This window comes from Paenibacillus lutrae (genome assembly GCF_009757775.1).
Classification (GTDB): Bacteria; Bacillota; Bacilli; order Paenibacillales; family NBRC-103111; genus Paenibacillus_F; species Paenibacillus_F lutrae.
Genome location: NZ_RHLK01000003.1, coordinates 219180 through 242125, shown reverse-complemented (window position 1 = coordinate 242125; position 22946 = coordinate 219180). Strand labels below are relative to the sequence as shown.

Genomic DNA, 22946 nt, shown 5'->3' with positions numbered 1-22946 from the left:
GACAGCAATCCCCCACATCATAGCATTAGCGGTCATTTTTTACAATTGGGCGTTCATTAGAAAATCGCTTGGGTTTCAACGATGACTTTGACGAACTGGCAGCTGCGATCCTCAGGACCCTTCACTGGAAGACCCACTTCAACGTGCTCGATGATATAATCGATATTTTCCTGTGAAATGACTTCACCCGGCAGCAGAATTGGAATACCCGGCGGATAGACATAAATAAATTCAGCAATAATTCTTCCCGCTGATTCCTTAAAGGGAACAATTTCCGTATCTCCGTAGAAAGCATCACGCGGAATGAGGGAGAGTTGGGGAATCTCCGGGATAATGACGATTAATTCGTCTTGTGAATCCTCCGTATAATACTCAGCGGCTAATTCCCTTAAGGCTTGAAGAAGGATTTCGATATTGTCTCTTGTGTCTCCGGGAGTGAACAGGCACAGGATGTTGTACATATCACTAAGCTCAACTTCAATATTGTAATGATCCCGAAGCCAGTTCTCTACATCGTAACCCGTGATGCCGAGATGCCGGATATGAACGGTCACCTTCGTCGGATCGTAGGCATAGGTGGCTTCCGTTCCAAGAATTTCATCTCCGAATGAATACAGTCCGGGGATTTTATTAATCTCCAGGCGAGCGTATTCCGCCAGAGCAATCGTATTCTCCGCAAGCTGATGACCGTTCAGCGCGAGATGACGGCGAGCGGTATCCAGGGAAGCCAGGAGTATATAAGAAGTGGACGTGGTTGTCATCATGCTCATAATCGTCTGGATACGCTTAGGATTGACGCGGCTGCCTTGAATGTTCAGAACGGAACTTTGCGTCAAGGAACCGCCCAGTTTGTGTACGCTTGTAGCGGCCATATCTGCACCGGCTTCCATAGCGGACATGGGCAGCTTATCATGGAAATGAATAAGCACCCCGTGGGCTTCATCGACGAGCACCGGAATGTCATAACTGTGAACCAGCTCGACGATTTCTGAAAGATGGGTGCAAACGCCGTAGTAGGTCGGATTTATGACCAGAACACCTTTGGCATCCGGATGCTTTTCCAGCGCCCTCTGCACAGATTTGGTTGTGATCCCGTGGTCGATACCGAGATTGGCATCTCGTGCGGGAGAGATAAAGACCGGTTTGATACCGGCAAAAATAATGGCGGCCATAACAGATTTATGTACATTCCGGGGAATGATGAGCTTATCGCCTTCACTCGCAACGGACATGATCATGGTCATGATGGCCCCGCTTGTGCCCTGAACGGAAAAATACGTATAATCGGCCCCGAATGCGTCAGCGGCAAGTTTTTGAGCTTCTTCTATAACGCCCGTAGGCTGATGAAGGTCATCCAGGGGAGCAATGTTGATCAAGTCGATGGATAGTGCGTTATCGCCGAGAAATTCCCGGTATTCAGGATCCATCCCGACTCCTTTTTTGTGACCTGGAATATGGAATTGGATCGGATTTTTCTCCGCATGCGAGCGCAGTGCCGAGAATAGGGGCGTGCGATGGTGTTCCATCCGGCAACCCTTCCCTTCTGAGTGGAATTTCTGGACATCGTAAATACGAATCCGAGAATAAACAAACAAATTAGAGTATAACAAATACGGACAAGCATGCAAGTATATTTTATAAAATAGTTTGCCCTGCCGTTGGAGAAACTAACAAAAAGCAGGGAATATAAGGAGAAGGGGAGACCTGATGAATCTTGCGATATGGAAAAAAAGAGCGGGAGTGACTTCTCCTTTCGTCTTTCAATTGCTGGTTATTATGTTTCTCGTTGAATTTGTCAAAGGCGCCCTGCTGCTTACCATCTTGCCCGTCTACATGTCAACCGTACTGGGCGCAACGGCCTATGTGGTGGGCTGGTCCCTTGCCGCTCAATATATTGGAGATAACGTCTTCCGGACACCTGTCGGATGGCTGATTGATAAGGCGGGCTACCGCATTTCTATGCTGCTCGGAATCTTGCTCACAGGAAGCGCTGTCGTCATCATGGCGACGTTTACAGCCCACGGCTGGATGGTTGCGGCCTGTGCTCTGCTCGGCGTCGGTACGGCGCCCCTATGGCCCGCTGTAATTGCGGGCACCACAGAAGTAGCCGGGGATAAGGCGAAAGGTACGGTCATGAGCATCGTATATATGGCCTGGTTATCCGGTACCGGACTAGGCCCTATTGTTATTAATTTTTTCATTCAGGGAGCGAATTACGGTCCCGCCTATCGGGTGCTGCTGACCAGCATGGGCATTGTGCTACTGGTATCGGTATTTCTTCCTAAAAAACCGCAGACCGGAAATCCAGCAGATGCTTTACAGACGGATAAACATGATCAGACAGTAAAGAATAAGCCGTTTCAGACGGGTGCAATGACCATGGAGGCCGGAGCCGATCCGCTAGGCGTTCTTCCGGAACGTACCCGCCCAGAAAGTCAGACGATCTTAAAGCGCGCCATTCAATATTTCCGGGAAGTGCGGTCCTCACTGCGGGACATGAAGGTGAGCCGCTTTCTTTATCCGGCGATGTTCTTACAGACTTTTGCGCTTGGAATCCTGACCCCCATCCTGACTCTTTTCGCCCGCGAGGTCTTGCATTTATCTCCGGCCAAATACAGTATGCTGCTTCTTATTGGCGGAGGGGCTGCGGTTCTGCTGCTCGTTCCCGTCGGCAAGCTGGTCGATCGCTTCGGCGTCAAACTGCTGCTGACACCCGGGTTGATATGCAGCGCTGCCGCGTTGCTCTCCTTAGGTTTTATCCGCCAGTATGCCTTCGTATATGTGCTCGTGATCTTGCTGGGGATCGGCTATGCACTCATTATCCCTTCATGGAATGCCTTGATTGCATCGGCGGTTCCGAAAGAAAAGCGGGGGGCAATCTGGGGTTTTTTTCTTACGATTGAAGGGATGGGCATGATTATAGGCCCGATTGTATCCGGCAAGCTGTGGGACACGTTCGGTCCTGCTGTACCTTTTACGGTAAGCGGCTCGGTCCTGCTGGTCCTGCTCATCCTGCAGTGGCGCATTTTGGCTAAAAGTCAATCCTGACTAAAGAAGAAGCGAACGTCTATCGGCCCGGCAGCCCGCGGACGTTCTTTTTATTGGATAGTTTTTTTAAAAGTTATGTAACAAGGCACGAATACCAAACTTAGGCTATCTGCATATTCTTATTAAGCTAACGGGTAGGGTAGATGAGCAAATAATTGCAATAACTGCAACATAGCAATCCAAAAGAAACTATTATATTCATCCTATGTTATCATAAGCATCAAAAATAAATTATTGCAGTTAGAAAGGAGTAAGGCATGGCCAATATCGAGCACTTGCAAACCATACATGTTCCAGCGTCGAAGGTGTATGAAACTTTAACCACCGCTGAAGGACTGTCGGAAATATGGACCAATGAACTTATTATTAATAATCAGATTGGTTTTATTAATGAATTTCGATTCGGCAGCGATGATATAACTAAGATGAGAATAGAGGAATTGATCCCTAATAAAAAAGTCGTTTGGCAGTGTATAGATTCAGATCCGGAATGGATGGGTACGATTATTTCCTTTGATATTCAAGAGAAGAACGGGAAGTCTTTTATTACTTTGCGTCATACGAACTGGAAAGAAGTAACGCCATTCTATCGCTCCTGTAACTACAACTGGGCTATTTTTCTTTATAGTCTCAAATCCTATTGTGAAGATGGCGATGGTATTCCCTATCAAAAACGTAAGTTTTAACGATGTATGTTATACTGCTCATTCCGCTAATGGGGAACGATAGCTTAATAAAACGCTTTTTCGCTAAGGCAGTTTTCTTATGGTCAAATATTAACATTAAAATTCAACATAACCTTTAAAAAAGAAAAAGGGGATCATTAGGTTTTGGAAGATGCTATAATACAAGTGTTTTTACGAGAGGGGATGGTAAAAGCTGACGAACGGATATTTCCCATAATAGTAAGCGCTTACTGTATGGAGGAATTAGGAGGTGGATGACGAAATTCGGATGGTTTTGGTGCTGCGGTTAGTACGGGGGCGACCTTTAATAATTTTTGACAAGGTAAAATAGAAGCGAAGGAGGCTGGAATTGTTATGAAAATGAAAAAGAAAAGGAAATTATCTCATTCCCTTGTGGAGCAGACAATGCGGGCAAACCTCATTGCAGCAGCCTGTTTGCTTCTGTTGACATCGCCGGTATCAGCTGTCAGTGACTCGCAGGCAGCGGCTCTATCTGAGCAGGCTGGAGTTGCGCTTCGAGCGGAAGAGACGGATAAGCTAGCTGCAGGAGAGGCAAGGCCGGCTGTGTTAAGGACTTTGCCGGTTGCAATGCAGTCCGTCTTGCAGGAGCCGGCACCGCTTCGGACGGTATCCTGTGCAACCGCTTCCTGCCTGCAGAGTGCACTCAAGAAGGCTTCCGCAGGTGATCGGATCATGCTGGCTCCAGGTGTTTACACGGGCACTTTCTCATCAGCGGGAGAAGGGACTCCGTTGAACCGGATCACGATCGAGAGCCAGGATGCAGCTAATCCGGCCGTGATTTCGGGATACTCGGCAGGGGGCGGTTACGCGCTGAAAGTGACGGGAGATTTCTGGACCATCCGTAATCTGAAATTTACCAATGCACAGAAGGGGATCATTCTCGACCATTCCAATGATTCGCTTATATCCGGGGTTGAGGTATACGGAATCGGCTATGAGGGCGTACATTTCCGCGATGGAAGTTCTCGCGGCAGGATCGAAAATTCATATATACACGATACGGGGACTGTGAACAAAGGATTCGGGGAAGGCATCTACGTAGGATCTGCTGAAGGATCGGGTTACAACCAGGCCGTGCATGATACGGTTATACGCGGGGTCAGGCTGGGTCCGAACGTAGCTGCGGAGCATATTGATATTAAGGAACGGACGAGCGGGACAATCGTGGAGGACTGTATTTTTAACGGTACGGGCATCAGTGGCGAGAATTATGCGGACAGCTTTATTGACGTCAAAGGAAACAATGCTTCGATAAGGAATAACACAGGGTACCGAAACGGCAATGTACTGGTTAAGGATGCTTTTCAACTTCATCAAATTGTTGCAGGCTGGGGCATTAACAATCACTTTAGCGGGAACCAGTTGTTTTTGGACAACGCCAATGCTTATGTTATTGCTGCTTCGAACGGCACACAGGCATTTGCGAGCCAGAATGTCCGGACTCCCGCCGGCAACTTGTATACGGGGAATGTTACAGTATACTGATTATCTCTATCGCGGTCTATTCTACCTGTAATGAATGTGAATGATTAAGGATGTAAAGCCGGGATTCGCCAGCCTTCTATCAGGAGGCGGAACCCCGGCTTTTTGACGGGCTTATAGACGTTGGTGCACTATGCATGCAGCAGGCCGGCAAACGTGTACGATTAGGAATCTTTTGCGGCTGGAACTTTCTGCTCGATATATTTTTCCAGGTCTGGGGCCAGCACGTTCTGAATCCGTTCAATGAGCTGTCGTTTGGTGATCCCTTTACTCTCTGCAATCTGCTGAAGGGATTTGCCTTGACTCAGTTGAAGCTGAAGGTCCTGCCTGCTGATCCCGATTGCCTGGGCAAGCTTTTCTTGGTTCGGTTTGAGTCCGTACCGGACTTTATCTTTGCCATGGAACTTCTCGTGGTGTTCAAGCAGGGCTTTGTCCTGCAGCATCCGCTTAAGATGGTCGGCCATCCGCTGCTTCATTTGAGCTGCGCGCTCGGCATCCAGACGGCCTTCTTTGACAGCCTGATCGATCTTGGCGCTGCGCAGTGCGGTTAGCTTCGCGCTTAAGTCGGCTTCGCTGATCCCTATCTCGGCAGCGGCTTCTGCCAGGCTTTTGCCTTTGCCGAGCGTTTCCTTCAGAGCGGCATTTTGTATGCCGAGAATAGCGGCAACTTCATCAAGAATCGGCAAACCAGGGACTCCGTGCTCTTTATGAGAACTTTCTTCTTCAGATCGACCAGGTTGATTTGCAGCAGGGTATGTCCCGTATAGGGAGTCGTCACCGCGTTCCTCAAGCGCAAAGGCTTCTTTGTCACCAAGTGACAGAGAACCGAGTAGAAAAGCGAGCGCAAGCGTTCCTGCAAGCTTATTTTTAGGCAAGGAAACCATAGAAGTACCTCCTTTAAATGGATGTCTTCTCTAGTGTTTCCCAAATTACGCTAAAATATTGATAAGCACATAAAGTTTAAATGGCTGATGGAGTCATATTCGGCGGAGCCGCTTCATACTCAGGCCCATCTTGCCGATATAAAAAGAAGAGCCCGGGGTTATCCCCGGGCTGCACGGTAAAACGGCATTAAAGAGTGGAACGTTTCTTTTGCAAGTGACAGAAAAGCCTCTCCATCAGCCAGGATCGGATCAGAGGAGGAGAGATGCCGGCCTACCAGGAACTCCGCTTTTTTAACATCCCTCAGACGTACGAGAGAGGCACTAAAGTCTTCGAGAGAAAGTTCGTCCGAAGAGAAGCTTTTTTTCTGAGTATGGTCAAAAGAAAATACATAGCCCTCCGGTATACTGTCATACAAAGCTTGCTCATTCGCCAGGAATCTCCCGGCTATCACCTCTTTGTCCGGCAGCTCATAAATAAGCGCAAACCACAGGAAGACATGATCATCGAACAGACCGACTTGAAAATGCGGATGCTGCTTATACCCGCGTTTGTTGGCTGCAATTGCAAGCCACGTATCTTTGGGCGGATTGACAGTACGGCGTGCGTGCCTGGCAATATGAAGGTACATTTCGGTGCCTGCCTGCATAGCGATTTCATCGCATAAAGCTTCACCGATTGCTTTGAATTTGGGCTGGATTCTTTCCTGGATGGCTTTCATGCGTTCATCGAGCCCGTCGATACCAAAGGTGTCGAAATCATTAGAGTTAAATCCCTTGAAATCGGGATGAAGGGTACTGGAGTTAGACATAAATCCTCCTATCATGGTTGCAGATGTTTTGAGAAAGAAGATTGCGCGGAGATGGGCTTGCTTGTTTTTACTATACCATAAACGTTTGAATTCGGCATAACCGGGGGTTGGATACAGCAGAGGCACCGGTTTTAATGTGAAGGGAGAATGAAAAATGCGTCCTATACGTAAAAGAATGGTTGCTGCGGCAGCCGCAGGTTTAATGAGCATATCGTTTGCTGCAGGAGTCTATGCGGACGATTGGATTCAGAAAGTGACCGCTTACTTACGGAGTGATTTTAGTGTAGTTGTAAATGGAGTGCCTGCGAATTTAAGTAATCCGGTTCTGATTTATGATAATAACAGCTACTTGCCGCTAAAAGAGATTGCGTCCCGGCTCAGTGCAACCGTTAATTGGGACGAATATAAAAAAACCATTTACATAAACAATCGCATTTATCCACAGCAGCCTGATGACCCCGATGATGTCGTTTTTGATGAAATCAAGCTTGAGAATCCTTCGGCCTATATGGTGAGATATTTGGGCAGGGATTATCCCGTTCTGATTAATATGGGAAGGGGGATGTACTATCGTTTAAAGGATGTTCAGCAGATGGGGATCGATACTAAAGGACTGCATAAGGCCAAAGAAAAGTATACGGGTGAGCTGTACGTCAACGAGACCGAGCTCCAGAAAGCCTGGAAAGAAACGCCGCTGCTGACTTATGGAGAGGAAATGCCTATTATTGCCGGGGAGAAGGATGATTTCAAACTGATAGCCTTACGCGGCTATGTGAAAGACATGTCTAATTACAAAATTGGTGATAAATACTATTATCACAATCCCATTTTCATAGAAAAGCTGGAAGAAGAAAACCACTACCGTTATTTAGTAACTGAGAATGGTACCTATTATGATATTTATCTTCAACTGACTGAATTAAAAAAGGATTATTATGTGGTCGGAAGCTACTCTAAGAAACTGATCGGCGATCTTGTTCCAACCCCGAATTATTAAAAGCAGTGGCTGTCCCTCGCTCAGGAATATTCCTGGGCGATTTTTTTGTTTAAAACCTTTTCCGAGACGTGGATTTCAAGCGAATGCTCGGACTGTGCCAAGCCCTGTGACCGAAGAAATTCTTCAGTAGAAGGATAAAGGATGCGGCTGGTGCTGCGGGAACTGCCTGAATAAACCGGTCAGTTTGCTGTGTATGCCGGTTGCGCAAAAATAGAGCGTTATTTTTGTGCCAAAATGGGGTAAATAATTGACAATATCCAAGTTGCGAAATCATATGATACATAATAAGATGAAGTAAACCTTGAGTTGTCTGAAATTTCTGTCAAAGGAAAACCAATCAAGCCAATCGAAGTGTTCCGGGAGGGGATTGCCGTGAGCAAAAATAACGAAGTCGAATACTGCAACCTTGAACTGCGGTTCGACCGCCGGCTCATCCGGCAGTTTATAAAAGCGCTCATTCAAGAAGGATACTCGCTTTATTGGAACGAGAATGATCATCAGTTCATCATTTCAATCCGCTCCGGAAGAAAATTGGTCAAACTGAAATTCGAACGGATTGGGGAGCGTTATAAAATCGTCGGCAATTACTCGTTTAAAGATGAAAAACTAGCTGAAATGATGGAAAAATTAATTGGTGATACACGGGGACATGCTGTCGTTAAGCGCTTCAGAGACCGTCAGATTCTGATCGAAAACATCATGTTCGGAGAGATTATCCGAATGGTTGAGATTTCGGGTATCGAGCATAAGGTTCTTTTTCAGAAAGAACCTGTAGTTACCTTCGAAGAGATGCTCCAGGCGTTCCGCTCCAATCGTCCAGAGGAACGAATTCCCGTCCTAAGACTTGAACTGGATTATGAACTTGCCGTACTTTCGGAAGCGCTGCAGGATGGAGATATTGCAACCATAGTCGATTCGAAGGAAAAACTTGAAGAGTTAAGACGAGAAATGCTTTTGCTCGAAATGTAAGGAAAGAGCCTAAGTACGATAATGAATTCCCGATTTGACAGTGATGGAAAATTTTGTTGTCAGATAACGTAAGATATGATATCTTTATGAGGAACTGAATGAATCGGGTGCGGAAGAACCGCCCATGTACATGCATAGCATGTCGTGGGCGGTTTTTTTGTGCTTTAACATCTGAGGGGGGATGAGAGGTGGGGCCAGGTCATAGCAGGCTTGGAAACGGTACCGTGCTGAGCGGGCGGTATAAAGTGGTATCTGTAATCGGCCGGGGTGGCATGGGAACCGTGTATCTGGCCGAGGATTTGAAGCTGAGAGGCAAGCGCTGGGCCATCAAGGAAACTCAGCACGTCTTACATGATTATCAGAGGTTTATCGATGAAGCCGAAATGTTAATCCGCCTGCATCATCGGCATCTTCCCGGCATTGTGGATTATTTTCCGCCATGTGAGGACGGCTACAGTTACCTTGTGATGGATTACATTGAAGGAGAAACGCTTGCCGCCCGGTTTACAAGGCTCGGACAGCGTGTAGAAGTCACGGAAGCGTTAGCTATCGCCAAACAACTCTGCGAGTTGTTTCATTATTTGCATGATGAGCTGCCTGTTCCTATGATTTACAGGGATTTGAAGCCGTCCAACATTATGATGGACAGCCAGGACCAAGTGCGGCTTATTGATTTTGGCATCGCCAGACATTACAAGACAGGCGGAAATTTGGATACCGTTCAAGTGGGAACGATAGGTTTTGCTGCACCCGAACAGTTCGAGCATAAGCAGACTGACCGGCGGACGGATCTGTATTCGCTGGGAGCCGTACTATATTTCCTGCTCAGTGGGGGCAAATATCCCTATTCTTCGAATATACCTCTCTCGGAGATCAATGAGGATGTGTCACCCGATTTGTCCGATATCGTAGGTAAGCTGCTTATGACCGATCCGGCCAGGCGGTACTCTAATGCCCGTGAGGTGAGAAAGGAGCTGGAACGTGTGTCGGCGACTCTTCTGCAGGATGACAGTTTGACGGCTGCTACCCGGTCTTTTCTGGGTCCTGTCGTAATCGCCGTATGCGGAACAGGACCGGGTACGGGAAGTACCCATACTGCTGTACTTGTGGCGCATTTTCTAGCTCGTAAGCGCCGGAATGTAGCGCTTGTAGAAGCCAACGGTTCGGGCGACTTCAGCCGGATTGAGTGCACGTATGAAGGTGTCAAAGGACCGATTCTTGACCGTCCTACCTTTAACCTGCGGGGAGTGCGGTATGCCAAAGCGGATGACGGGCTCGATATGATTGCTTTTTTGTCGGGACCGTATGATTTTATCGTACTTGATCTCGGAAGTTATATGAAGACCGAGTGGTTTGGAGAATTTCTGCGGGCCGCTGTGCAAATCGTTGTAAGCACCGGTGCGGAATGGAAACGGACAGACATTTTATCTTTTTTTGAAGCCTATCCGGAACTTGAACCTGCCCATTGCAGTCTCTTCATGCCTGTTGCTTCCAAGACGATGATTCGTGATTTGCGGAGTCTGCTCCCGGAATACCGGGTAATCGCACTGCCTGTTCATTCCGATCCGTTCTGCCATCAACAAGATACAGCGGTCATACTTGAAGAGTGGCTGGGGCTTGCGAAGCGAAGGAAGAAAAAATCCGGCGCAGCAGCTTTTAAATGGTTTAGAGCCTTTTAACAGGGGAAGGAGAGAGTATGTGTCTGTCATTCGGCAAAGAACCAAACACTTGCTGTACGCCGGTTTGACGGGAGCGCTAGCGGCGGGTTTGATAGCAGCAGGAGTTTTTATATACGGCGGACTCCAGAATCGCAAGGAGTTCGAGCAGGTTAAAGAGCGTTATGAAGCGGAACTGGCAGAAGCCAAAGGTGTTTCGCTGGATAGTAGCAGCAGGAAAATACTCGTGCTCAGCAGGGATGTTGAGGCGGGGGACAAGTTGACGGAAGCCGACCTTATCAAGAAAGATATGCCTGAATCGGAAGCCCCGGCTTACGCTGAAGAGGACATATTGAAGGTTATCGGCAAGTCATTCAAAGTAACGGCAGGAAAGAACACCCCGATCCTGACATCGCTGCTGCATGAGGAGGGGGTTATACCGAAAGATCTGAGGCATGAGGAATTTAAAATCATAGGTTTGCCGAGCAAGCTCAAAAAGGACGACGTTGTGGATGTCCGGATCCGTTTCCCCACTGGCCAGGATTATATCGTAATGGCCAAAAAGCAAGTAGATGATGTTCAGGAGGGAACGCTCTGGATGAAGATGAACGAGAAAGAAATCCTGGACATGTCCAGCGCTATTGTTGACGCTTATCTGCAGGAGGCCAAGTTGTATGCACTGACTTATGTAGAGCCCATGATGCAGGAGAAGGCAGTGCCTACCTATCCGGTTAATTTAAAAGTGCTGGATTTGCTCCGAACAGACCCTAATGTACTGGAAACAGCTAAGTTCGAATTAGCTAAAAGTATGCGTCAGCTTCTGGATAAAGATCTGCAGGGGATGGATGAGACGGAGAAGCAGAAGATCAACAGCAGCCGGTCCAACCTCCCGACAGAATCAGACGTCAATAGGCCTGGTTCTGTACAAGCACCACCTGCCAAATCACGCGGAGGTGCCGGCAAAGATTCTGCACCGTCCAGCTCAGCAGGCAGTACCGGTGTGTCAGCTAAATCAGCCGGTTCCACCCGCTATCCGGAAAACCCGCCAGCAAATGCCAAAGGCCTGCCGGAGAGCCACACACCGGAGGCGGCTCCTTCGGAAATCCGGGAGCAGCAGGAAGATATTCTGAGAGAAGCTGTTTCGGGCAGATCAGAGCCATAACTCATGGAAAGGAGGTATGTTGGATGAAGCGGCTCTGTATTGGTGCAAGCGAACACAGTGATCTGCTGCTAGGTATCTGCCGCCTTGCTGCCTTAGCCGGCAAACGTGTCCTGCTGGTGGACGGAACATTATCCGGCAGGATCACATGTATCGTAGCTTCCGAGGAAGGACCTTCACTAGTCCGATTTGGCGGGTTTGATGTGGCCTGTCTTTTTCCCACACTTGGTAGTGTAATTAGTCATTTAGAGGAAATGGAACTTGTTTTTGAGGAATACGAATTGGTGCTGGTAGACACGGATCAGCTTGAATTTTTGGATAAGCTCCAAGGGAGCGGTCCCAAGTTCGATGGTCTCTACATAACGACAGCATATGACAAATTCACCCTTCACAGGACGGTAAATCTGATTCGAAATATGGATGCTGCAGGGAAGCTGCCTTCCGGGAAGAGTACAGTCGTTATAAGAAATGCAGTGGATTGTAACATCGATGAAGATTATGTAGATATGCTTCTGGCCCCTCTTCCGTTCAATAGGCCTGAATTTTACCGTTTGTTACCTTTTGATGAGGTTGATCTGGCCGTTCTGATTGACAGCGGTCATCAAGGAACCATAGAACTAAGACGAATGTCAAGAAGCTACCGCAAAGTGCTTGTGTCCGTTGCACACGAAGTAACCGGAGAGGAAGTGCCAATCCTCAAACGAATGATAAAACAGGCTATGAGGAGGAAAATAAGATGAGCCAAGTTGCGTTTTGGGCACCGGCCCGCGGACATGGAGCAGCGACGTCTAATGTCATTGCCGTCTCTACTATGATCGCATTGGATTATTTCGCCCGCATTATGATAACCCACACCAGAAGGACAAAGACGGCTATGGAGAATGCCTTTAGCCGTTCTGGGGCAGGCGAAAGTAATTTAGTGCCGTTTTGCGAATATGGAGTGAGTGCTTTGGAGCGGCTGCTGGAGAGTGACAAGCTGACGCCTGAGCGGATACAGGATTATACGAAGCCGATTGTGAAAGATCGTCTTGATCTCCTGCCCGGATCAAGAAAAGGAGAATATGAACCGAGTTTATGCCACGAGGATACACTCCCTTATATTGTGAAAAGCGCGAGCCGATACTATGACGTCACATTCGTAGATGTAGGAGATGAAGCCGATGAAGGGGCAGCGGCGGCTATTCTGAGAACCTCTGATATGATCGTGGTAAACCTCAGCCAGAATATAGATGTTTTGGAACGGTACTTTGACAAGGAACTTTGGGTAGAAAGCCTTCATATTAAACCACTAGTACTTGTACTGGGTAATTATGACGAAAACTCCAAATACAATGCTGTGAATATAGCGAGAAAATACAAATGGAAACAGCCGATTTATACGGTTCCTCATTTCACCGGCTTTCTTGATGCGAGTAACGAGAAAAACATTCTGGAGTTTTTCCTGCGTAACCGGAACGTGGGCTCAAAACACCCGGCGTATGCATTCATTACCGAAGTGAGGCGATTATCCAAAGCGCTTCTTAATGAACTGGGTGTGGACACGAAGTTTCTTCAGGAAAGGGGCGCCTAGCGGGGCATGTCGACTGAAAGTGTAAATGCCGCATTCCTTGGAATGGTATTGGTTCTGGGAATCGGACTTATTTATTTGCGGCTTGGCTATTTGCGTCATAAAAACCAGGTTATTGCGATTAAAGATAAACAGTATTCTTTAGATAGCATGGCTCAATTTATTAGAGATACCTTTACGGAAATAACTGCAGGAACTCAGAGTGAGCTTCGCTTGTCAGAAGAAGAGTACCGGCGCAGCCGTAACAAGCGGTTGGAGCTTAAGAGAGCTCTCAAAGGATGCGCGCACGGTGACTTGCAGGATAAAATTTTCGTAAAGCGCATGATAAGTGATTTACTTACTTCCGTATACCAACTAAATAACAGCAAAATTCATCTCGCAATTCCCTTTGATACCCCCGTCCTTCTTACTCCGCAGGATCAATTTGACATCCTATTGCATACGTTCAAAAGAAAATATGGATCCGAAGGCCTTACCCGTCTTATTGAGAAACATAAGCTGGATACAATTAAGTATGTAATAGAAGAGGGGAGCACACCTTCTTACATCATTACCGCCGATGAAATCAAGAAGATCTATTTCAAAGAAATAAAATCCCTCGCCTTTGAAGACAGGCTGGAAATTGTTGTTCAGCGTATTTACCAGCACTATAAGGGCTTTGGTGTTATTGATGAAATTCGGGATATGCAGATTGACGGCGTTTCCGGTGGTGTATCCGGTGCGTGTTCCTATGCAGACAGTCAGCGGATTGACCGAAATACTTTGAGCTTACGCGGTAATGGAAAGTCAGAACTCTCTGCTTCTCACGATAGCGTTTGGGTCTTTTATAAGGGGAAACCGATCCATTTCTCTTTTCTGGGCTTTGGTTCAACGGATGAGCTCCGGCGTGTTTGTCAGAACATCTACAAATACAATTACCCCGGACAATTGTCCGAGGCGAATGGATATAAGGTAAACGATATGAAAGATGGTTCACGGGTCGTTGTCGTACGGCCGCCGTTTTCCGAGTCGTGGGCCTTTTTCGTCCGAAAATTCGACCTGCCGAACGCGGTACTGGAGCAATTAATTGTTAGTCCGAACGCCCAATTGCCGATCGGAATGATTGAATTTCTCGTCAAAGGATGCCGCATTACAGCGGTAACCGGTGCACAGGGAAGCGGCAAAACTACGCTGCTGATGGCCATGGTGAAGCCGATTTCGGCTACTTTCACACTACGTGTTCAAGAGATGGCATACGAGCTTCATTTACGTAAATTGTATCCCCAGCGCAATATTCTCAGTTTCCGAGAAACTGAGCACATTACCGGTCAGCAAGGACTGGACGTTCAGAAGAAAACAGACGGTACCGTGCATATTCTCGGTGAAGTTGCAACGGACAGTGTGGCTTCATGGATGATTCAGATGGCCCAAGTAGCCAGCTTGTTTACACTATTCACTCACCACGCAAAAACCTTCTCTAATCTTGTTGAATCGCTCCGCAACTCGCTACTCAAAACAGGCATGTTTCATAATGAAGCGATGGCAGAAAGCCAGGTTGTTCATGTCCTCCATTTTGATATTCACCTCCGCAAGCAGGCAGATGGAAGCAGATATATTGAGCGAATAACCGAATGTGTACCACTCGCAGGTTCCCCCTATCCCAGCCAGGGTCAGAAGGAAGAGTCGGCCCCTGATGCAAGCTCACATTGGTCGGGGTTTATTGACAATGCTGCTGAGTACTTTCAGAGATCGACGGACCGTAAGCTTTATGAAGCCAGGAATATTATCGAATTCAAAGAAGGCGAATACAGAGCTTGCAGCCCGATCAGTCCGCGTAATATTAAAGATATGCTTGATCATATGACGGTAGAGGATGCACAGGTCTTCAGAAGATTTTTGATAGAGCATTGGGGGGGAGAAGACCTTGCCGCTTCGTGATGGGCTGATTTGGATTTCGGCTGCTTGTGCCGCTTGTGCCCTTCTAACCTGGGTTTTGTATCTATCCGCTACGCGCAGAGAAGCCAAGCAGACCGGCATGAATGCAGATGAGCTGAGGAGTCTGCTTTCTCCCTTAAGAAGAAGCGGGCGAAAACAACTCAAACAGCTGCATATTGTTATATATGCGTATTTGGTAAGGGTCCCTGTAATATCCCGTTATACTCAGCGGATTTATAGAAGAATTGCTCCCCTGTACGCTTATGATGAATCGGCTATCCGCATAGAAACAGCAAAAATTACAAGTTGCGCAATTCTCATTGCTTGGCTTTCGGTCGGAGCCATTCTGCTTTTTTATCCGGACTTCTCCTATATGATAATGATCCTTTTGGGAGCGCTCATTCTTCACGGGATCTTAATCGATTCACTCGTGCATCGTGCGGAAGCGCGTCTGCTGAAGCAGCTTGTGGAGGTTTTGTCCGATGTCCGGCATTATTACCATCAGCATGCAATGGTGGATGAGGCTGTTTATGATGCCGCGCAGATAGCAGGACGCCAGATTGCTCTGCATGCGGAAGCCATTTATACACTGCTGACGTCGGATCAGTCCGAAACGAGGCTGGAAGCTTACTATGAGTCCGCACCCAATCGTTTCATGAAAGTTTTTGCAGGAGTATCCTTCTTAGTCCGGGAATTCGGGGACAAGATTTTACCGCAGGGATCTATGTATTTGCATGCGCTGAGTAAAATATCAAGCGAAATCCGTTTGGAGATTTTACGTCAAGAGAAGCTTCATTACATGCTCCAAGGATTGACCATCATCGCTATTGCGCCCATCCTGGCTGCCAAACCCGTGGAGTCTTGGGCAAGAAATCATTTTCCGGCGATGGATGAATTTTATTCCGGATCGGCAGGATTTGCAGTGAAATCAGGTATATTCGTGCTCATTTTAATTTGCTTTATTTTGCTTCGTAAGCTTCAAGATACATCGGACGAAGCTGGCAAGCAGAGAAGAAGGAAGCCGCCGGAAAAGAAATGGATGCGTGTTCAGGTAATACAACGGGTTGTCAGAAGGTTCATGCCTAATGATCGTTCCGCTGAGTTTACCAAAATAGACAGGCTCCTCAGAGAAGCTAATTCTCCGCTACTTGTTGACTGGCTGTATTTGCGGAGATTGATACTTGCTGCAGCCAGTTTTCTTCTTTTGTTGAGCATTTTTATGGGCATGCACATCCTGACTGTTCGTCAGATCAATTTTTCTCCTACCAGAACCGCTGTCATGTTCGGCGTTTTATCGCCGCAGGAGGAGAAGAAAGCAGCCGAACGTACAGAAATTGACCGCGCCATTATTGAAAAGTATAACCAGGGCGGAGGACAGCTTCGTGAGATTATATCCGGCGAGCTTCGGAGCAAGGGGCTTTCCCTTCAACAGACTGAGCTGAATCACACTGCTGACCGCGTTATTAAGAAACTTCGGGGTATTTCAGACGCGACCTTGTCCTGGTGGCAGCTGACGCTTTGCTTTATTTCTGGCTGGATGGGTTATCATTCTCCGATGGTGCTCCTGCATATTCAGATTAGAATGCGCCGCATGGAGTTGAAGAATGAAGTCGATCAGTTTCACGCCCTGCTCTCCATTTTGTCCCAGTTCGAGAGAATGTCGGTCGAGCACATGCTGGAATGGCTCGACAGGTTTGCAGTACAGTTTCGGGCGCCTGTTTCGTCGTGTCTGCTTGCTTACGAATCCGGTGCTGAAGAAGCTCTGGAGAAACTCAAAGAGGAAGCGGCATTTGTGCCTTTTGTACGGATAGTAGAAAGACTTCAGGCTGCGGTCAGTCACATTCCGGTTCTACAGGCATTTGACGATCTGGAGGCGGAGCAGCAGTACCGTTTTGAACAACGCAAACAGGAATATGAACGCATGATTGAAACGAAAGCGGGTTGGGGGCGCTGGATTGGTTTTGCCCCGATGTATGCTCTTGTATTTCTTTATCTCGTTATTCCGCTTGTTTATATGAGCATGCAGCAAATGAGTACCTACTACGAACAAATTCAAAAAATTTCATAACTGAAGGAGACTCAGCTCAAAATGGGAAACGCACAGAAAGCACTAATTATGGCGGCAGGATTTTTCCTTGCCATTGCATTAATTACGATTGCGGTAGTTATGTTTATTTCTGCTCAGGATGCGACTAAAGCAGCACAAAATAATTTTTCCGACATTCAGACAGAGCTTTCCCAAACCGCGTACACCGTATATGATAACACCGTTGTTTCCGGGAGCCAGGTCGTTAACGCGCTTCGCAAGTTTGCAGACAAGGAACAGTTTGGCATACAAGTGAAGACCGGAAAAAATATGACCGGGTCCTGGTATACCAACGTAATTGATATTTCTTCCCCGATAAGCAACAATTACGGTTCCGTCGTCTCTTCTATACCAAGGGAAAATATTAATTATGCGGCAGTAGAAGCTCATATTGATTATGTGAATCCAAGCGGTAAATTCAAAGCCAAGATCATTAAGGATAAAAGCAACGTGATCCGCGGCATCGAATTCAGCCAGCAATAGGGGAGAGAGAAGTATGGGCAGCGCAACTCATTCTATTCTTTATTTTTGCACAGCGATGCTGCTGTTCATGGGTGCCGTTAATTCGGGGATACTACTTTTATTCACAACTAGAGTGGCAATTGATGAGACATATGTATCTCAAGGACAGTTGGATCGAAATCAGCAGACGATAGGACAAACGTTCGGCAGACTGGCTGAAGGGACGCTCTATACGGGGGCCGAGGTCATGATGACGCTGCATGCTAATGCGGCTGAAACTTACGACATAGAAGTCGGTGGCACTCTCTATGCGGCCGGAAGGAGTGCGAATGAGACTGATACGACAGGTATGGATACAACTGCATATTACCAGCTGAAAGAAATAAGAAGAAGCGATGGCTCTCTTGGACGGATGATATTTACTAGAATCTGATGGACAACTGCCTGCAACATCATCCAATTGTTTAGCAAATCGGCTGCGGCCGGGAATGGGGTGGAGATGAACACTTTAAGCAAAGCGTTTGCTCTCATAGTAGCCATGCTGCTTCTATACATTTATCCGCTGGCGGATTCCGCAGAAAAACGGGATGATCTTACACGACTCTTTACCTTTCAAGCTCTTACCCGGTTTGTGGATAGCGTTCGGGATAAAGGGGTAATCACCCCGAATATGTTCAATGATTTTCAAAAGGAACTATCCGTTTCTTCACAAGAATTTGAAGTGAGCATGGAACACAGACACAAGCAGTATATACCCGTTTATAATGACAGCGGGCATTTTCAGGATCGCTATTCGGTAGTGGATGAGGCTTTCTATCAGACACAAATTATGGAGGTGCTGTTTCCAGACTCCATTCTTTCTCCGGACGATTCAGAACGTACATACCGGCTGGGTGCGGGGGATTTTTTTACGGTAACTTTAAAAAGTCTCGGTCAATCCTCATCTGCTGTGTGGAGAGATGCCCTGAACGGGACAAACAGTCCTGCGGGAGAACTATATCTGCCCTATGGGGGAATGGTCCGTAATGAAGACAGCTAAACTCGGTATTCTTTTTGTTCTGATTTATCTGCCATTTTCTTTTGTAGGTAAGATGGATATGCGCGCACAGGCAGATGCCTTTTATCTTGAGACCCGTTATAATGCGGCTGTAAATGCGGCTGTTGAAGACGGCGCCAACTCACTTTTGGCAAATGAAAAGCAGGAAGAAGAAGCCCGGTATGAATCCTTCAAGAAAGTCACCCTTAACCGGGAGGAAGCACTAAACACCTTTTACCGGACTCTTTTTATGAATTTCGGAGTAAACGACGATAAGATCGGCCAGAACATACTTGATCAATATGTCGCTGCACTTATGATTATTGGATATGACGGATGCTACGTGTACGGCTATGAATCCTATACAGGCGCGGACGGCCGCCCCATGAGCCGCAGACTTGAAAGTGCAAAAATTCCTTACGCGTACACAGACTCTTCCGGAGAAGTCATCTCTTTCACTCTTGACGATTACGTAATCATAAATAAACCCGGAAGCAGGGAGTGGTACGAGGGTTTCCGCAGTGAGATGAGTTTGGTTGCGCAAGCTGAGATTCTGAAACCCGGCTTTCCTTTTGACGAAGTCAGAAGGAGCACCATTCTGGCAACGATACAGAAAGAGCTGAAAATGACCCTCAACGAACATAATGCCAGATCGCTCAAGAGTGGGGCTGCCTACACCTTTACACTTCCCTCCATACCGGAGGAAGAATGGAACAACACAATCGACGACATAGGGATGCTGGCTTTTATACAAGGGATTCCGATGGGATACCGGGCCTATAACAATTATGCGTTAGGCGGAGCCCGGGTCGTTAAAAAGTCCGGCTATTACGGTTTTTATGATAATGGAATTCCGTATTATAAAAGCAATTTTTGTCCGAAACCGAAAGAAATAGTGGAGGTTTTTAGCGATAAAAAGGAAGCGTCCAGCAAAGGGTTTCATCCGAAAGAGTGCATAAACGGACGTATATAGAGCGCGTAAACAAAGGAATGAAGGAAAGCGCTTCACAGAAAAGATTGCACGATAAAATTGACATCTCAGCGGCGAAACGTTTATCATCAAGTCAATGATGAGTTCGATGCGGATTCCACCAGCATGGCTGCATGTTTTATTCTCCAAGCCGGTCAGGTGCGGACGATAAAATGTGCCGGCATCAAGCGGAATCAGCTCAGTGGGGTTTATGGCTGCTATTGTTTTGCGAGAGCGGTTTAATGTAAATCGTTTGCGGATTCATTCCTGGTCCGCATAAGATTAGCGATTACATGTGTTGGGAAATCTACGGTTAGGGAACAACGGGCTGTAAAGTCCATTCAGGAATCCTGATCCGGAGGTTTCCCATCTATGCGTAGGCCGGCTTCAAAGCATAAACTGTGAGTCTTGGCCCGGAAGCTTTGCCTCGGCCGGGCGCCTTATTTGTACGTTTTCCGGAAGGGGAAACGGCGATATCTTCTGCCCGCGCGGGTCGAATCCATCCTTCGGAAGCCGGTCTGTAGTTCCTGAGAATGTCAGTCGGTGACGATTCTACTTATACAAGGAAAGGGTGTTTGATTCATGTCCAAACAACAAATTGGCGTAATCGGTCTGGCGGTTATGGGTAAAAACCTGGCGTTTAATATCGAAAGCCGCGGTTTTACCGTGTCCGTCTTCAATCGCTCGCCTGAGAAAACAAAAGAGCTTCTCGAAGAAGCGGCAGGCCGCAATGTTACAGGTACTTACAGCATGGAAGAGTTCGTTCAATCGCTCGAAATGCCGCGTAAAATTCTGATTATGGTAAAAGCGGGCCAGCCGACAGATGCAACCATCGAGCAGTTAGTACCTCTTCTGTCTCCGGGAGACATCCTGATTGACGGAGGGAACGCTTACTTCCCTGATACGCAGCGCCGCAACAAGGAACTTGAAGCACTCGGTTTCCGCTTTATTGGTACCGGTGTATCCGGCGGTGAAGAAGGAGCGCTCAAAGGTCCTTCTATTATGCCTGGCGGACAGAAAGATGCTTACGAGCTTGTAGAGCCGATTCTGACAGCAATTTCTGCCAAAGTGGATGGCGATCCTTGCTGTACGTATATCGGACCAGACGGCGCGGGTCATTATGTGAAAATGGTACATAACGGAATCGAATACGGGGACATGCAGCTGATCTGTGAAGCGTACCAGCTTCTCAAGGATGTGCTGAACGTCAGCACGGAAGACCTGCATGCCATCTTCAGCGAGTGGAATAAAGGAGAACTGGACTCCTATCTGATCGAAATTACACGTGACATTTTCACGAAGTATGATGAAGAAACCGGCAAGCCGATGGTGGATGTTATCCTTGATTCCGCTGGTCAAAAGGGTACCGGCAAATGGACAAGCCAAAGCGCTCTGGACTTGGGTGTTCCATTATCCATCATTACGGAATCCGTATTCTCCCGTTTCTTATCTGCTATGAAAGAAGAGCGTGTGGCAGCTAGCAAAGTGCTTAACGGTCCGGCAGTTAAGCCTTATGACGGTGACCGTGAGCAGTTTATCGAGGCGGTACGCAAAGCGCTTTATGCAAGCAAAATCGCTTCCTATGCTCAAGGATTCGCACAAATGCGTGCAGCTTCCGAAGAGTATAACTGGAATTTGAGCTATGGCGAAATCGCAATGATTTTCCGCGGCGGCTGCATTATTCGTGCCCGTTTCCTGCAGAATATTAAGGATGCGTACGATCGTGATCCGGAGCTTCGCAACTTGCTGCTTGACGAGTACTTCAAGAACATTGTCGAAAATTACCAGGATGCATGGAGAGAGGTTGTCTCACTTGCGGTTACCCGCGGCATTCCGGTTCCGGCATTTGCTTCGGCGCTGGCTTATTATGACAGCTACCGTACAGAACGGCTTCCGGCTAACCTTCTGCAGGCGCAGCGGGACTACTTCGGAGCACATACGTTCCAGCGAGTGGACAAAGAAGGAAGCTTTCATTATAACTGGCTTGGATAATAGTCTTAATGCAAAAGGAGCCCGAAGAGGGCTCCTTTTTGCGTTCGTTCATTTGGAGCCCAACCGGATACCATGGCATTCCCGGGCCGATTTTATCTGACAACGAATAGCCCTAAGCATTTCATCCAGGAGCTGCTGCTAGATCAGCCCGTGAGCAGCTTCTTTCAAGCAGCTTTTGATCCGATCCGCTTCCTGGTCAAAGCCGCTTCCTCGGTGAATGAGCATCATCGACACCTCTGCAAAAGATTCAAAGTTTTTGAGTAATCTCGGTTGAGATAAACTTTGCAGGGCAGGGTCCTGCTCCGCTATTTTTTTGCGTATAAATTCAAGCGCCCAGACTACATCATTCCTGCATAACATATAAGCGGGCTGTAGCATGACTTGCAGCCGTTCGGATGCGTTCCAACCCGGCTTTGGCATTTGCGGACGAGGGATCAAATGGACATCGCTCCTTGTACTCTACTGGATCTGTACTTATCATCTTAACTTGAAAAGTAGCGGATTATTCACTATACAATATGATTTTGACTGAAATTGTATTCATCCCTGGCTTTTGCTGTGATATGATAGTGGAAAGTTATACCCGAGAGAGGAAAGAAGACCAGGATGAGCATAGATTCCAAAATGAAAAACCTTGTGCTGATCGGTTTTATGGGCACGGGTAAGTCAACTGTGGGCTTGAAGCTGGCTGAAGATCTAGGGTGGCGGATGGTGGACACAGATGAAGAAATTGTAAAGAAGGCGGGCATGTCCATACCGGATCTGTTCGCCGCTCACGGAGAGGCTTACTTCCGCAGTTTGGAGCGTGAGGTCATCGAAGAAGTTCTGGCTGGCCGAGATCAAGTCGTATCAACAGGCGGCGGTGCCGTTCTAGCTGAAACGAATCGCAAACTAATGGGTAATAATGGCTTTGTAACGGCACTGACGGCATCGGTTGAAACCATTGTAGAACGTGTACAAAATGACCAGAACAGGCCGCTTCTGCAAGGAGACGTGGAAGAGAGGGTGCGCACCATGCTCCAGCTTCGTCAGGATGCTTATTCCTTTGCGGATTTGACAATCGATACAACCTCATTGTCCGTCGTTGAGATTGTCAATTGCATCCTGAAGGAGTGGAGAGAAGACGAGCATGAAGAAGAGTTGCTTTCAGGTTGATTCAACGGGTGCGGCTATCTGATTATGAACTGTTATAGCTGCGGTGTTTAGCAG

General features: G+C 47.4%; 21 protein-coding genes. 17 read left to right on the top strand and 4 right to left on the bottom strand.

Translation table 11 applies throughout. The features are described from left to right. Positions 1–56: 56 nt before the first annotated feature. Positions 57–1526 carry an aminotransferase class I/II-fold pyridoxal phosphate-dependent enzyme gene (locus EDM21_RS07115; RefSeq protein WP_157334216.1) on the bottom strand — a complete coding sequence of 490 codons (1470 nt, stop codon included), beginning with the start codon at positions 1524–1526 and terminating at the stop codon, positions 57–59. Between the two features lie 181 nt (positions 1527–1707). On the opposite strand from EDM21_RS07115, the gene EDM21_RS07110 reads away from it, so the two are divergent. The 3 genes from EDM21_RS07110 (at position 1708) to EDM21_RS07100 (ending at position 5240) form a co-directional block, all read left to right on the top strand. Beyond that, positions 1708–3048: an MFS transporter gene (locus EDM21_RS07110; RefSeq protein ID WP_235918086.1), complete on the top strand. Its 1341-nt coding sequence runs from the start codon at positions 1708–1710 to the stop codon at positions 3046–3048. A gap of 257 nt (positions 3049–3305) precedes the next feature. Beyond that, entirely contained in the window at positions 3306–3734 is a 429-nt protein-coding gene (locus EDM21_RS07105; protein WP_157334214.1) for an SRPBCC family protein, read from the top strand. 354 nt (positions 3735–4088) lie between these two features. After that, complete coding sequence (locus EDM21_RS07100) at positions 4089–5240, top strand: right-handed parallel beta-helix repeat-containing protein (protein ID WP_235918085.1); 1152 nt, start codon at positions 4089–4091, stop codon at positions 5238–5240. Positions 5241–5401: 161 nt separating this feature from the next. Here EDM21_RS07100 and EDM21_RS07095 read toward each other — a convergent pair whose 3' ends face one another. Then, complete coding sequence (locus EDM21_RS07095) at positions 5402–6121, bottom strand: hypothetical protein (RefSeq protein WP_157334212.1); 720 nt, start codon at positions 6119–6121, stop codon at positions 5402–5404. A gap of 158 nt (positions 6122–6279) precedes the next feature. Further along, entirely contained in the window at positions 6280–6930 is a 651-nt protein-coding gene (locus EDM21_RS07090; protein WP_157334210.1) for a YktB family protein, read from the bottom strand. A gap of 154 nt (positions 6931–7084) precedes the next feature. Between EDM21_RS07090 and EDM21_RS07085 the strand changes: the two genes are divergently transcribed. From EDM21_RS07085 to gndA, 13 genes are all read left to right on the top strand, one after another. Continuing rightward, positions 7085–7927 (top strand): stalk domain-containing protein, encoded by an 843-nt coding sequence (locus EDM21_RS07085; RefSeq protein WP_157334208.1) that lies wholly within the window; start codon positions 7085–7087, stop codon positions 7925–7927. Positions 7928–8299: 372 nt separating this feature from the next. Further along, positions 8300–8896, top strand: a complete 597-nt coding sequence (locus tag EDM21_RS07080) for a hypothetical protein (RefSeq protein ID WP_166541877.1) — start codon at positions 8300–8302, stop codon at positions 8894–8896. Positions 8897–9084: 188 nt separating this feature from the next. Continuing rightward, positions 9085–10575: a serine/threonine-protein kinase gene (locus EDM21_RS07075; RefSeq protein ID WP_338043947.1), complete on the top strand. Its 1491-nt coding sequence runs from the start codon at positions 9085–9087 to the stop codon at positions 10573–10575. Positions 10576–10594: 19 nt separating this feature from the next. Next, positions 10595–11713, top strand: a complete 1119-nt coding sequence (locus EDM21_RS07070; RefSeq protein WP_166541876.1) for an SAF domain-containing protein — start codon at positions 10595–10597, stop codon at positions 11711–11713. 23 nt (positions 11714–11736) lie between these two features. Further along, positions 11737–12450 (top strand): hypothetical protein, encoded by a 714-nt coding sequence (locus tag EDM21_RS07065; RefSeq protein WP_157334204.1) that lies wholly within the window; start codon positions 11737–11739, stop codon positions 12448–12450. Next, positions 12447–13280 carry a hypothetical protein gene (locus EDM21_RS07060; RefSeq protein ID WP_157334202.1) on the top strand — a complete coding sequence of 278 codons (834 nt, stop codon included), beginning with the start codon at positions 12447–12449 and terminating at the stop codon, positions 13278–13280. Before EDM21_RS07065 ends, EDM21_RS07060 begins: the two co-directional genes overlap by 4 nt. 6 nt (positions 13281–13286) lie before the next feature. After that, complete coding sequence (locus EDM21_RS07055) at positions 13287–15194, top strand: ATPase, T2SS/T4P/T4SS family (RefSeq protein ID WP_157334200.1); 1908 nt, start codon at positions 13287–13289, stop codon at positions 15192–15194. Next, positions 15181–17259 carry a hypothetical protein gene (locus EDM21_RS07050; protein WP_157334198.1) on the top strand — a complete coding sequence of 693 codons (2079 nt, stop codon included), beginning with the start codon at positions 15181–15183 and terminating at the stop codon, positions 17257–17259. Before EDM21_RS07055 ends, EDM21_RS07050 begins: the two co-directional genes overlap by 14 nt. 21 nt (positions 17260–17280) lie before the next feature. After that, on the top strand, positions 17281–17760 hold the full coding sequence (locus tag EDM21_RS07045; protein ID WP_157334196.1) for an ABC transporter permease: 480 nt from the start codon (positions 17281–17283) through the stop codon (positions 17758–17760). A 13-nt stretch (positions 17761–17773) separates the two neighbouring features. Then, on the top strand, positions 17774–18172 hold the full coding sequence (locus EDM21_RS07040) for a hypothetical protein (RefSeq protein ID WP_157334194.1): 399 nt from the start codon (positions 17774–17776) through the stop codon (positions 18170–18172). A 66-nt stretch (positions 18173–18238) separates the two neighbouring features. Then, entirely contained in the window at positions 18239–18778 is a 540-nt protein-coding gene (locus EDM21_RS07035) for a hypothetical protein (RefSeq protein WP_157334191.1), read from the top strand. Next, positions 18765–19748, top strand: coding sequence for a hypothetical protein (locus EDM21_RS07030; protein ID WP_157334189.1), 984 nt, complete (start codon positions 18765–18767; stop codon positions 19746–19748). Before EDM21_RS07035 ends, EDM21_RS07030 begins: the two co-directional genes overlap by 14 nt. A gap of 579 nt (positions 19749–20327) precedes the next feature. Continuing rightward, positions 20328–21737, top strand: a complete 1410-nt coding sequence (gene gndA / locus EDM21_RS07025) for an NADP-dependent phosphogluconate dehydrogenase (RefSeq protein ID WP_157334187.1) — start codon at positions 20328–20330, stop codon at positions 21735–21737. A 138-nt stretch (positions 21738–21875) separates the two neighbouring features. Here the strand turns inward: gndA and EDM21_RS07020 are convergent, their stop codons facing one another. Continuing rightward, positions 21876–22175 carry a hypothetical protein gene (locus tag EDM21_RS07020; RefSeq protein ID WP_157334185.1) on the bottom strand — a complete coding sequence of 100 codons (300 nt, stop codon included), beginning with the start codon at positions 22173–22175 and terminating at the stop codon, positions 21876–21878. A 168-nt stretch (positions 22176–22343) separates the two neighbouring features. Here EDM21_RS07020 and EDM21_RS07015 point away from each other — a divergent pair, with 168 nt between their 5' ends. Continuing rightward, complete coding sequence (locus tag EDM21_RS07015) at positions 22344–22892, top strand: shikimate kinase (protein WP_157334183.1); 549 nt, start codon at positions 22344–22346, stop codon at positions 22890–22892. Positions 22893–22946: the final 54 nt, after the last annotated feature.